The organism is Streptomyces sp. NPDC043680 (assembly GCF_056436685.1).
In genome coordinates, this window is sequence record NZ_JBWKCE010000016.1 from 57,007 (window position 1) to 67,767 (window position 10,761).

13 protein-coding genes are annotated in these 10,761 nt (G+C 72.1%); 7 read left to right on the forward strand and 6 right to left on the reverse strand.

Features of this window, described 5'->3' with window-relative positions; genetic code table 11:
- Positions 1-12: 12 nt before the first annotated feature.
- From AC0666_RS26165 to AC0666_RS26175, 3 genes are read right to left on the reverse strand one after another with little or no spacing between them, the layout of a single operon-like run.
- Positions 13-1,734, reverse strand: a complete 1,722-nt coding sequence (locus AC0666_RS26165) for an urease subunit alpha (RefSeq protein WP_468971988.1) — start codon at positions 1,732-1,734, stop codon at positions 13-15.
- Positions 1,727-2,038 (reverse strand): urease subunit beta, encoded by a 312-nt coding sequence (locus AC0666_RS26170; protein WP_468971990.1) that lies wholly within the window; start codon positions 2,036-2,038, stop codon positions 1,727-1,729. Before AC0666_RS26170 ends, AC0666_RS26165 begins: the two co-directional genes overlap by 8 nt.
- Before the next feature lie 15 nt (positions 2,039-2,053).
- A complete protein-coding gene (locus AC0666_RS26175; protein ID WP_468586387.1) occupies positions 2,054-2,356 on the reverse strand; it encodes an urease subunit gamma in 303 nt (100 codons plus the stop codon).
- A 310-nt stretch (positions 2,357-2,666) separates the two neighbouring features.
- Here AC0666_RS26175 and AC0666_RS26180 point away from each other — a divergent pair, with 310 nt between their 5' ends.
- Positions 2,667-3,056, forward strand: coding sequence for a VOC family protein (locus AC0666_RS26180; protein ID WP_468586232.1), 390 nt, complete (start codon positions 2,667-2,669; stop codon positions 3,054-3,056).
- 7 nt (positions 3,057-3,063) lie between these two features.
- Here the strand turns inward: AC0666_RS26180 and AC0666_RS26185 are convergent, their stop codons facing one another.
- Positions 3,064-3,519, reverse strand: coding sequence for an ATP-binding protein (locus AC0666_RS26185; RefSeq protein ID WP_468971992.1), 456 nt, complete (start codon positions 3,517-3,519; stop codon positions 3,064-3,066).
- Positions 3,520-3,716: 197 nt separating this feature from the next.
- On the opposite strand from AC0666_RS26185, the gene AC0666_RS26190 reads away from it, so the two are divergent.
- Both AC0666_RS26190 and AC0666_RS26195 read left to right on the forward strand, forming a co-directional pair.
- The gene (locus AC0666_RS26190; RefSeq protein WP_356851418.1) at positions 3,717-4,601 is read left to right on the forward strand and encodes a helix-turn-helix domain-containing protein; all 885 of its coding nucleotides are present in this window, start codon (positions 3,717-3,719) and stop codon (positions 4,599-4,601) included.
- A 12-nt stretch (positions 4,602-4,613) separates the two neighbouring features.
- Positions 4,614-4,835 (forward strand): DUF397 domain-containing protein, encoded by a 222-nt coding sequence (locus AC0666_RS26195; RefSeq protein ID WP_468586237.1) that lies wholly within the window; start codon positions 4,614-4,616, stop codon positions 4,833-4,835.
- A 4-nt stretch (positions 4,836-4,839) separates the two neighbouring features.
- Here AC0666_RS26195 and AC0666_RS26200 read toward each other — a convergent pair whose 3' ends face one another.
- Positions 4,840-6,012 carry an 8-amino-7-oxononanoate synthase gene (locus AC0666_RS26200; protein ID WP_478708394.1) on the reverse strand — a complete coding sequence of 391 codons (1,173 nt, stop codon included), beginning with the start codon at positions 6,010-6,012 and terminating at the stop codon, positions 4,840-4,842.
- A gap of 156 nt (positions 6,013-6,168) precedes the next feature.
- On the opposite strand from AC0666_RS26200, the gene bioB reads away from it, so the two are divergent.
- The 4 genes from bioB (at position 6,169) to AC0666_RS26220 (ending at position 10,291) form a co-directional block, all read left to right on the forward strand.
- Entirely contained in the window at positions 6,169-7,380 is a 1,212-nt protein-coding gene (gene bioB, locus AC0666_RS26205; RefSeq protein ID WP_468971997.1) for a biotin synthase BioB, read from the forward strand.
- Positions 7,373-8,713: an adenosylmethionine--8-amino-7-oxononanoate transaminase gene (locus tag AC0666_RS26210; protein WP_478708395.1), complete on the forward strand. Its 1,341-nt coding sequence runs from the start codon at positions 7,373-7,375 to the stop codon at positions 8,711-8,713. Before bioB ends, AC0666_RS26210 begins: the two co-directional genes overlap by 8 nt.
- 1 nt (position 8,714) lies before the next feature.
- Positions 8,715-9,434, forward strand: a complete 720-nt coding sequence (gene bioD / locus AC0666_RS26215) for a dethiobiotin synthase (RefSeq protein WP_468586245.1) — start codon at positions 8,715-8,717, stop codon at positions 9,432-9,434.
- A gap of 206 nt (positions 9,435-9,640) precedes the next feature.
- Positions 9,641-10,291, forward strand: coding sequence for a class I SAM-dependent methyltransferase (locus AC0666_RS26220; RefSeq protein ID WP_478708396.1), 651 nt, complete (start codon positions 9,641-9,643; stop codon positions 10,289-10,291).
- Here AC0666_RS26220 and AC0666_RS26225 read toward each other — a convergent pair.
- Complete coding sequence (locus tag AC0666_RS26225; RefSeq protein ID WP_468972003.1) at positions 10,281-10,715, reverse strand: GNAT family N-acetyltransferase; 435 nt, start codon at positions 10,713-10,715, stop codon at positions 10,281-10,283. The genes AC0666_RS26220 and AC0666_RS26225 overlap by 11 nt on opposite strands.
- Positions 10,716-10,761 lie beyond the last annotated feature (46 nt).

The following is a 10,761-nucleotide window of genomic DNA, read 5'->3' on the forward strand; positions in this document are numbered from 1 at the left end:
GGGCCGTCCTCATCAGAAGAGGAAGTATCTCTGTGCCATGGGCAGTTCCACCGCGGGCGCCGGCTCGACGGCCTCCCCGTCGATGGTGACGGTGAAGGTGTCGGCGTCGACCTCGACCCTCGGCATGGCGTCGTTGTTGCGCATGTCCGTCTTGCCCACCTTGCGGGTGTTCTCGATGACCACGAACTCCTTGCCGAGTCCGAGCCGTTCCGGAAGGTGGTCGTCGAGCGCGGCCTGGGCGGTGAAGTTGACCGAGTTCAGCCCGGGGGCCCGGCCGCGGCTGCCGAACATGGGCCGGGGCAGTACCGGCTGCGGGGTGGGGATGGAGGCGTTGGCGTCGCCCATCTGTGCGTAGGCGATCTGGCCGCCCTTGATGACGGCCTCGGGCTTGACCCCGAAGAAGGCCGGAGTCCAGAGCACGAGGTCGGCGAGCTTGCCGGTCTCGACCGAGCCGATCTCCCGGGCGAGTCCCTGGGCCACGGCCGGGTTGATCGTGTACTTGGCGACGTAGCGGCGGGCGCGGTGGTTGTCCGCGGGGCCGTCGCCGGGCAGGAAGCCGCGCCGCTTCTTCATCACGTGGGCGGTCTGCCAGGTGCGCAGCACGACCTCTCCGACGCGGCCCATGGCTTGGGCGTCGGAGGAGATGATGGAGATGGCCCCGAGGTCGTGCAGGACGTCCTCGGCGGCGATGGTGGACGGCCGGATCCGCGACTCGGCGAAGGCGAGGTCCTCGGGGACGGCCGGGTTGAGGTGGTGGCAGACCATCAGCATGTCGAGGTGTTCCTCGATGGTGTTGACGGTGTGCGGGCGGGTCGGGTTGGTGGAGCTGGGCAGGATGTTCGGCTCGGAGACCACGGTGATGATGTCGGGGGCGTGCCCGCCGCCCGCACCCTCGGTGTGGTACGAGTGGATGGTCCGCCCGCCGATCGCGGCGAGGGTGTCGCCGACGAATCCGGCCTCGTTGAGGGTGTCGGTGTGGATGGCGACCTGTGCGCCGGTCTCCTCGCAGACGTCGAGGCAGGCGTCGATGACGGCGGGGGTGGCCCCCCAGTCCTCGTGGATCTTGAAGCCGAGTGCGCCGCCGCGCAGCTGGGAGTGCATGGCCTCGCGGGACATGGTGTTGCCCTTGCCGAGGAGCCCGATGTTGACGGGGTAGGACTCCAGGGCGGCGAACATCCGGGCGAGGTGCCAGGGTCCGGGAGTGACGGTGGTGGCCTTGGTGCCCTCGGCGGGGCCGGTGCCGCCGCCGACGAGGGTGGTGATCCCGGAGGCCAGGGCTTCGTCGATGACGGTCGGGGAGATGAAGTGGACGTGGGCGTCGATGGCGCCCGCCGTGAGGATCTTCCCGTTGCCCGCGATGATCTCGGTCTCGGGGCCGATCACGAGGCGGGGGTCCACCCCGTCCATGGTGTCGGGGTTGCCGGCCTTGCCGATGCCGCAGATCCGGCCGTCCCGGATTCCGATGTCGGCCTTGACGATGCCCCAGTGGTCGAGCACGACGACTCCGGTGATCACCGTGTCGGGGGCGCCCTCGGCGCGGGTGGTGCGGGCCTGGCCCATGGACTCCCGGATCACCTTGCCGCCGCCGAAGACGGCTTCATCGCCGGAGCGTCCGGGTCCGCCGCTGAGGTCCTCCTCGATCTCGACGAAGAGGTCGGTGTCGGCCAGCCTGATCCGGTCGCCCGTGGTGGGCCCGAAGAGGTCGGCGTAGGCCTGCCTGTTCAGCTCAGCCATCGAGCGGCCCCCCGGTCTCCCCGCGCAGTCCGGGTACGGTGCGCAGCCCGGCCAGGGGTACGAGCTCCACGGCGACCGGAATGCCCGGCTCGAAGCGGACGGCGGTCCCGGCGGCGATGTTGAGCCGGAGCCCGTGCGCGGCGGTGCGGTCGAAGTCGAGACCGGGGTTGGCCTCGGCGAAGTGGTAGTGGGAGCCGACCTGGACGGGCCGGTCGGCGGCGTTGAGCACGGTGAGGCGGGTGACGGGGCGGCCCTCGTTGAGGCGCACCGGGCCGTCCCCGTAGGCGATTTCGCCGGGGATCATGGGAGGTGCTCCTCTTCAGACGATCGGGTCGTGGACGGTGACGAGCTTGGTGCCGTCCGGGAAGGTCGCCTCGACCTGGACGTCGTGGATCATCTCGGGAACCCCCTCCATCACCTCGGTCCGGCCGAGGACGGTGCGGCCGGAGGCCATGAGCTCGGCCACCGTCCGTCCGTCGCGGGCCCCTTCGAGGATGTGCGACGTGATCAGGGCCACCGCCTCGGGGTGGTTGAGGAGGACCCCGCGCGCCTTGCGCCGCTCCGCCACGTCGGCGGCGACGTGGATGAGCAGTCTTTCCTGCTCGTGCGGTGTCAGTTGCACTCGTATCACCAAGCTTCCAGGACAAGATCAACTCTGCGCGCCGGGCCGACTCTAGCGGCCTTCAACACTTTGTTGACCTGCACATATCCGAGCCAAGCGTGTCTTGCCCAACGCAGGGAAAGGCTTTCCGTCCCGAGCACCGCCGCTTTGCCGACGGATGGGTGATCATTGACGGAAGGCCGTGGCCGACACGGTAGGGCCCGCGCTTTTCCGTCGCGTTAACCCACGTTTCGTCAGGACACCCGGTTCAACTCCGGGGCCGCCTCCACAGCCGGTTCCGTATACGGGCCGGCCCCTTCAGAGGAGAGGTATGTTTCTCAACCCTGTCCGGCACATCACGTTCGACGCCCTGGAGCCGTACAAGGTCGCCACCTTCTGGTCCGCGGTGACCGGCTTCCCGATCCACCCGGACGACCTGGCGGACGACGACGAGATCCTGTTGGAGCCGGGGCAGCCCGGTGTGCCGGGTCTGCTGTTCATCCGGGTGCCCGACGGCAAGACGGTGAAGAACCGGGTCCACTTGGACATCCAGCCGCCCACCGGAACCCGCGACGAGACCGTCGAGCGGCTGATCGGGCTCGGGGCGAAGCTCGTGGACGACCGGCGCAACGAGGACGGCACCGGCTGGGCGGTACTGGCCGACCCCGAGGGCAACGAACTGTGCATCGAGCGCAGCGCGGTGGAGCGGGGCCTGGTCTGAGCGGTGCTCAACAGCCGGTGGTGCTCGGCGCCGGGGCGTCGGCGCCGACCGGCCAGGGCAGGGCGATCCACACCGTCTTCCCGCCGTCCTCGGTCGGACTGACGGAGAGCCGGCCACCCGCCTCGGCCGTGAGCCAGCGGATGATGACCATGCCCCGGCCGTTGTCCTGCTGCACGGCGGCCGGGAGCCGCCTGGGCCAGCGGGGGTGGCTGTCGGTCACACCGACGCGCAGCCATTCCCCGCGCTCCAGTCGGACGTCCACGGTGAAGGTGGGCGACTGGCCGAAGGTGTGCTGCACGGCGTTGGTGGCGAGCTCGGAGACGATCAGCCGGACGCTGTCGGCGATTTCGGCTTCGTCGGACAGCCCCCACTCGCCCAGCACGTCCGCGACGTAGCGGCGGGCGGCGGCGACCGAGGCGGGATCGCTCGGCAGAGTGACGGATGCTTCCTGGTGATCTGCCATGGAGACGGTCCCTTTCCCACCGGGGCGGATCCGCCCCGGATCTGTGCTGGACGCCAGAGTGCCACCCATCGTCCCGTCCGGGCTGCCGTTACCCCACGATATGCATATATCTGTCGCTCAATGCGGTGAACTCTGCTACGGAAGAACCTATTTGGGCGGCAGACTGGTGCGGTCTGTGCCGGTGGAAGGAGGCGGGTATGCAGCACGGTCCCGCGGTGCGTCGGCGCAAGCTCGGCGAGGAACTGCGCGCCCTGCGCGACCGTACCGGACTCACCAGTGGTGAGGCGGCCCGGATCGTCGGGTGGCACCAGTCGAAAATCAGCCGCATCGAGACGGGGCGCAGTGGCGTCAAACCGGAGGACATCCGGCTGCTCCTCGATGTGTACGCGGAGGTGGTGAGTCCCGAGCAGCGGGCGCTGCTGGAGGCCCTGTCGGCCTCGGCCGCGGGTCCCGGGCCGGGCGGGGAGGCCGGGCGCGGGCGCCAGTGGTGGCACGACTACCGGGGGCTGCTGCCCCAGGAGTACCGGGACTTCATCAGCCTCGAAGCGGGTGCCCGCTCCGCCCGTACCGTGGAACTCTCCGTGGTCCCGGGCCTGTTGCAGACCGCCGAGTACGCGCGGGCGGTGACCCGGGCCGCGCTGGGCGGGCTGCCGGAGCCGAAGGTGGACGCGCTGGTCGACGTACGGATGGCGCGGCAGTCGGTGCTGCGGGCCGATCCCCCGCTGGAGCTGAGCGCCGTCCTGGACGAGGCGGTGCTGCGCCGGCAGATCGGCGGGCCGGGGGTGATGGCGGCGCAGCTGAGGCATCTGGTGCAGGTGGGGCGCCTGCCCCAAGTGAGGCTCCAGGTACTGCCGTTCAGCGTGGGGGGTCATCTCGGCCTGACCGGACCGTTCGTTATTTTCTCATTTCCGAACATCGCCGATCTGGATGTGGTGGTACTCGACCATTTGACGAGTAGCCTCTATCTGGAGCGGAAGGAAGACCTTGAGGCGTACAGCGCCGCGTTCCGCACCATCCAGGCGCACGCCCTCCCGCCCCAGGACTCGTCGGATCTCATCAGCGCACTCGCTGACGACGCGTAAGGAGGCACTCCCGTGTCCGCAACCCCCCTCTCCACGAGCGGACTTCTGATCAGCGCGCGGTGGCGGCGAAGCAGCCGCAGTACCGGAATGAACAACTGCGTGGAAGCGGCCGTCCTCGGCGACGGCCTGCTGGCCGTCCGCGACTCCAAGCGGGCGGACGGCCCGGCCGTGCTCTTCACCGGGCCGGCCTGGGACGGCTTCCTCGCATCCGTACGGGCGGACGTGCCCGCCTGATGTTCTAGAGGTCCACGGCTGCGGCCGGGGCGGTCGCAAGGATCGTCTCGACGGCCCGGTTGATCTCGTCCCCCGTGAGATCGGCCCGAGCGGTCAGCCGCAACCGGGAGATGCCGTCCGGCACCGACGGCGGACGGAAGCATCCCACGGACAGACCTGCCTCGCGGCAGTCGGCGGCCCAGCGCAGTGCCGCCGAAGCCGACGGGGCCCGTACCGACACCACGGCCGCGTCCGGCCTGGCCGCGGTCAGGCCGGACGCGGTGAGCCGCCCGTAGAGCCGGTCGGCCACCTCGCGGGCCCGTCCGGCCCGCTCCGGTTCCCGCGCGAGCAGGCGCAGGCTCGCCAGCGCCGCGCCGGCCGCGGCCGGGGCCAGCCCCGTGTCGAAGATGAAGGTCCGGGCGGTGTTGACCAGGTGGCGGATCACCTTGGCCGGACCGAGTACGGCTCCGCCCTGGCTGCCCAGGGACTTCGAGAGCGTCAGCGTGGCGACCACCCCGGGTGCGCCCGCGAGCCCCGCCGCGTGCAGAGCGCCCCGGCCGCCCTCGCCGAGGACACCGAGCCCGTGGGCGTCGTCGACGACCAGGGCCGCGCCCTCGTCCAGGCAGGCCGCCGCGTAGGCGGAGAGCGGGGCGGCGTCCCCGTCCACGGAGAAGACGGAGTCGCTGACCAGCAGCGCCCGGCCGTCGTGCGTGCCGAGCGTCTTGCGCGCGGCCTCCGGATCGGCGTGCGGGATCACGGCCGTCTCCGCCCGGGACAGTCGGCAGCCGTCGACGATCGAGGCGTGGTTCCCGGCGTCGGAGACGACGAGGGTGCCCCGGTCGCTGAGCGCGGTGACGGCGGCGAGGTTCGCCGCGTACCCGGAGGACAGCACGAGCGCGGCCTCGAAACCGCAGAAGGCGGCGAGCTCGCGCTCAAGCTCCGCATGAAGCTCGGTCGTGCCCGTGACGAGACGCGATCCGGTGGCCCCGGCGCCCCAGCGCTCCGCCGCGTCCCGCGCACCGCGCACGGTCTCGGGATGCCGGGAGAGCCCGAGGTAGTCGTTGCTCGCCAGGTCCAGGAGCGGTGAGGAGGCCGGGCGCGGACGCAGGGTCCGGACGAGTCCGGCCTGCTCACGGGCCCGCTCCGCGTCGTCGATCCAGGCGAAGACGTCGGCGGGTTCGGGGTGGGGCTGGGGCATCGGCGGGTCCTCGCGTTTTGTCGGCTGTCCACAGACCTGCCTGACCCTAGTGGGCGGGACTTGAGTGTCAGATGTGGCGATCCACACACTCCGTTCCGGCCATGTTGTGCGATCTCTCCTTGGCCGGGAGTGGTCGTGTGGTCCAGGATCGGCGTCATGGACCTGCTGAACACCCTGGTGGACAAGGGGCTGCGGCGCGAGCTGCCGACCCGCGAAGAGGCGCTTGCCGTTCTGGCGACCTCCGACGATGAACTGCTCGACGTGGTGGCCGCGGCCGGCAAGGTGCGCCGCCAGTGGTTCGGGCGTCGGGTCAAGCTGAACTACCTGGTCAACCTGAAGTCCGGGCTGTGCCCGGAGGACTGCTCCTACTGTTCCCAGCGGCTGGGCTCGAAGGCCGAGATCCTCAAGTACACGTGGCTCAAGCCGGAGGAGGCCTCCCAGGCCGCCGCGGCCGGAGTCGCCGGCGGCGCGAAGCGCGTGTGCCTGGTGGCGAGCGGGCGCGGCCCGACGGACCGGGACGTGGAGCGGGTCGGCAAGACCATCGAGGCGATCAAGGAGGAGAACGAGGGCATCGAGGTGTGCGCGTGCCTCGGCCTGCTCTCGGACGGCCAGGCGGAGCGCCTGAAGGACGCGGGCGCCGATGCCTACAACCACAACCTCAACACGTCCGAGGCGACGTACGGTCAGATCACGAAGACCCACACCTACGCCGACCGTGTCGACACCGTGCGGAAGGCGCACGCCGCCGGCCTGTCCGCCTGCTCCGGTCTGATCGCGGGCATGGGCGAGAGCGACGAGGACCTGGTGGACGTCGTCTACTCGCTGCGCGAGCTGGACTCGGACTCGGTGCCGGTCAACTTCCTGATCCCCTTCGAGGGCACCCCGCTGGCCAAGGAGTGGAACCTCACCCCCCAGCGCTGCCTGCGGATCCTCGCGATGGTCCGCTTCGTCTGCCCCGACGTGGAGGTCCGGATCGCCGGCGGCCGCGAGGTGCACCTGCGCTCGATGCAGCCGCTCGCGCTCCACGTGGCCAACTCCATCTTCCTCGGCGACTACCTCACCAGTGAGGGCCAGGCCGGCCAGGCCGACCTGGACATGATCGCGGACGCCGGCTTCGAGGTGGAGGGCGCCGGTACGACGACCCTGCCCGCACACCGCTCCGACGCGGCGGTCCCGGCCCACGGGCCGTGCGGCTCCTCGGCGGCGGAGGCCGGCTGCGGCTCGGCCTGCGGCGGCTGCTCGGGCCACGACCACGAGCCCGTGGCCGCCCGGGCGGCGCAGGGGCAGGCCCCGGCGGGCGAGGTCCGCCCCGACCTGGTGGCCGTACGCCGCCGCGGCGCGGGAACGGATCTCGCCCCCAATGCCTGATCCGCACCACCCCTTCACGCCCGGACCGCACCACCCCCCGCTGCCGGCCGCAGAACTGCTCGCGCTGGACCGGCAGCACGTCTGGCACCCGTACGGGCCGATGCCGGGGCGGCAGGAGCCGCTGGTCGTCTCCTCCGCCTCGGGGGTGCGGCTGCGGCTCGCTGAGCCTTCGCAGGGTCAGGACGAGCTGGTCGACGGCATGTCGTCGTGGTGGTCGGCGATCCACGGCTACAACCACCCGGCCCTGAACGAGGCGGCGACCGATCAGCTCGGGCGCATGTCACACGTGATGTTCGGCGGGCTCACCCATGAGCCCGCCGTCCGGCTGGCCGCGAAGCTGGTCGAGATCACCCCGCCCGGCCTGGAGCACGTCTTCCTCGCCGACTCGGGCTCGGTCTCGGTCGAGGTCGCCGTCAAGATGTGCCTCCAGTACTGGCGCTCCATCGGCCGCCCGGCCAAGGCCCGCCTGCTGACCTGGCGCGGCGGGTACCACGGGGACACCTGGCAGCCGATGGCCGTGTGCGACCCCGAGGGCGGCATGCACGAGCTGTGGTCGGGCGTCCTGCCCCGCCAGCTCTTCGCGGACGCGCCGCCGAGCGGCTTCGGCACGCCGGTGGACCCGGCGTACGTCGCCCACCTGCGCTCCCTGTTCGCGGCGCACGCGGACGAGGTGGCCGCGGTCATCGTGGAGCCGGTGGTCCAGGGCGCGGGCGGCATGCGCTGCCACAACCCCGGGTACCTGCGCGTCCTGCGCGAGCTGTGCGACGAGTTCGACGTGCTGCTCGTCCTGGACGAGATCGCGACGGGCTTCGGACGCACCGGCGCACTGTTCGCGGCGGACCATGCGGGAATCACCCCGGACGTGATGTGCCTGGGCAAGTCCCTGACGGGCGGCTACCTCACCCTGGCGGCCACCCTCTGTACGGAGCGGGTGGCGGCCGGCATCTCGCAGGGCGAGGTGCCGGTCCTGGCCCACGGGCCGACCTTCATGGGCAACCCGCTGGCCACGGCCGTGGCGCTGGCCTCGATCGACCTGCTCCTCGGCCAGGACTGGCCGCGCGAGATCAAGCGCATCGAGGCGGGCCTGCTGGAGGGCCTGGCCCCGGCCCGGGAGCTGCCGGGTGTCCGGGACGTCCGGGTGCTGGGCGCGATCGGCGTGGTCCAGCTGACGCACGAGGTCGACATGGCCGCGGCCACCCGGGCGGCGGTCCGGGAGGGCGTCTGGCTGCGCCCCTTCCGGGACCTCGTCTACACGATGCCGCCGTTCGTCACGGGTGACGCCGACGTGGCGCGGATCTGCCGGGCCGTGTGCGCGGCGGCGGAGGAGGGCTGACATGGCCGTACTCATGGTCTCGGGCACCGGCACGGAGATCGGCAAGACGGTGGTCACCTCGGCCGTCGCCGCGGCCGCGGTGGCCGCGGGCCGGTCGGTGGCGGTGCTCAAGCCCGCCCAGACGGGCGTGGGCCCGGCGGAACCGGGCGACGCGGCCGAAGCGGTCCGCCTGGCGGGTCCTTCGGTGACCGCCCTGGAACTCGCCCGCTACCCGGAGCCGTTGGCCCCGGACACGGCGGCCCGCCGCTCCGGACTGCCCACGGTCTCCCCGGCCGCCGTCGCCGAGGCCGCGAACCGGCTCGCCGCCTCGCACGACCTGGTCCTGGTGGAGGGCGCCGGGGGCCTCCTGGTCCGCTTCGACGAGGCGGGCCACACCCTGGCGGACGCAGCCCGGCTGCTGGACGCCCCGGTCCTGGTGGTCGCCCCGGCGTCCCTCGGAACCCTCAACTCCACCACCCTGACCACCGAAGCCCTGCGCGCCCGCGGCCTGGAACCGCTGGGTGTGGTCATCGGCAGCTGGCCGGCGGAGCCGGACCTGGCCTGCCGCTGCAATCTGGAGGACCTCCCGTCCAGCGCGGGGGCCCCGCTCCTGGGTGCGGTCCCGGAGTCCTCGGGCAGCCTCCCGCCGGCGGTCTTCCGCACGGCGGCCCCCGGCTGGCTGGCCCCGTCCCTGTCGGGCACGTGGTCGGCGTCCGCCTTCCAGACCGCCTGGCAGCCCTGACGCAGCCGGCTGCGGAGGGGACCGCTCCCGGTCCCCTCCGCAGCCGACGCGGAGAAAGCCGACCCGAGGAAGCCGGCCCGGAGAAGCCGGCCCGGGGATGCCGACCGGGGAAGCCGATCCGACGGGGCCGGCACCAGCCCCCGGCTCCCGGGGATGCAAGTGCTCCGCGCGGGGAGACTCAACGTAGTCGTCCCCCGGGAGCTCCCATGCCGCCGCGCACCCAACACCCCGTCTTCGCCCGCCTCTACGCCCGAGCGAGCGCCGCCGCCGAACGGCACGCCACCTTCCCCGCCCTCCGCGAGGAGCTCCTGCACGGAGTGAGCGGTCGCGTCATCGAGATCGGTGCGGGCAACGGCCTCAGCTTCGCCCACTACCCGCGCGCCGTCTCCGAGGTGGTCGCGGTCGAACCGGATCCCCTGCTGCGCCGGCTCGCATCCGACGCCGCCCTGCGGTCCGAGGTACCCGTCGACGTCGTGCCCGGCTCCGCCGAAGCCCTTCCCGTCAAGAGCGAGGCCTTCGACACCGCCGTGGCCTCCCTGGTGCTGTGCTCCGTACGGGACCTGCACCGCTCCCTCTCGGAGCTCCACCGAGTGCTCCGCCCCGACGCCGAGCTCCGCTTCTTCGAGCACGGCCGCGCCCCGACCCGCGGGATGGCCGGGGTCCAGCGCGCCCTGGACCGGACCGTGTGGCCCCACCTCTTCGGCGGGTGCCACACCGCGCGCGACCCCCTCGCCGCGATCGAGGCGGCCGGCTTCCGGATCGTCTCCTGCCGCAGCTTCCGGCTGCCCGCCCGCGGACCGGCCTTCCCCACCTCGTACTGCGTCATCGGCTCGGCCCGCCGCCCCTTCAGGCCCTGAACGCCTCCAGCGGCTTGACCCACCGCGTCCAGTGGTCCTCGGGGTGGTACCCGCCCGCGCTCCACGCTCCGTGGGCCTGCTCGTTCCGGTCGAGCACCATCGCGTCCGCACGGCGGCCGCCCAGCGCCGCGAACCGCTCCTCCGCGGCGGCGAGCAGCGCCGTCCCGATGCCCCGGCGCCGGTGCCCCGGGTGCACGGCGAGCCGGTACAGGTGGCATCGCCATCCGTCGAACCCGGCGATCACGGTGCCGACCAGTTCACCGTCGCGCCGGGCGAGCAGCAGGGCCTGCGGGTCGCGGGCGTACAACCGCTCGATCCCGGGAAGGTCGTCGCTGATACTCGTCCCCTCGGCCGCGGTCTTCCAGAAGTCCAGCACGGTGGTGAGGTCGGCGGCCGACGCAGGCCCGATATGAAGATCGCTCATGTCCGGAATCCCACCATCGGCGGGCGCTCCGCCAAAAGAATGATCC

What these genes read in the sequence shown, in the direction of transcription:
- AC0666_RS26220 (WP_478708396.1), top strand. Translation starts at nt 9,641, where the DNA reads ATGCCGCCGCGCACCCAACACCCCGTCTTCGCCCGCCTCTACGCCCGA.
- AC0666_RS26225 (WP_468972003.1), bottom strand. Translation starts at nt 10,715, where the DNA reads ATGAGCGATCTTCATATCGGGCCTGCGTCGGCCGCCGACCTCACCACC.
- bioB (WP_468971997.1), top strand. Translation starts at nt 6,169, where the DNA reads ATGGACCTGCTGAACACCCTGGTGGACAAGGGGCTGCGGCGCGAGCTG.
- bioD (WP_468586245.1), top strand. Translation starts at nt 8,715, where the DNA reads ATGGCCGTACTCATGGTCTCGGGCACCGGCACGGAGATCGGCAAGACG.
- AC0666_RS26170 (WP_468971990.1), bottom strand. Translation starts at nt 2,038, where the DNA reads ATGATCCCCGGCGAAATCGCCTACGGGGACGGCCCGGTGCGCCTCAAC.
- AC0666_RS26185 (WP_468971992.1), bottom strand. Translation starts at nt 3,519, where the DNA reads ATGGCAGATCACCAGGAAGCATCCGTCACTCTGCCGAGCGATCCCGCC.
- AC0666_RS26165 (WP_468971988.1), bottom strand. Translation starts at nt 1,734, where the DNA reads ATGGCTGAGCTGAACAGGCAGGCCTACGCCGACCTCTTCGGGCCCACC.
- AC0666_RS26200 (WP_478708394.1), bottom strand. Translation starts at nt 6,012, where the DNA reads ATGCCCCAGCCCCACCCCGAACCCGCCGACGTCTTCGCCTGGATCGAC.
- AC0666_RS26180 (WP_468586232.1), top strand. Translation starts at nt 2,667, where the DNA reads ATGTTTCTCAACCCTGTCCGGCACATCACGTTCGACGCCCTGGAGCCG.
- AC0666_RS26210 (WP_478708395.1), top strand. Translation starts at nt 7,373, where the DNA reads ATGCCTGATCCGCACCACCCCTTCACGCCCGGACCGCACCACCCCCCG.
- AC0666_RS26190 (WP_356851418.1), top strand. Translation starts at nt 3,717, where the DNA reads ATGCAGCACGGTCCCGCGGTGCGTCGGCGCAAGCTCGGCGAGGAACTG.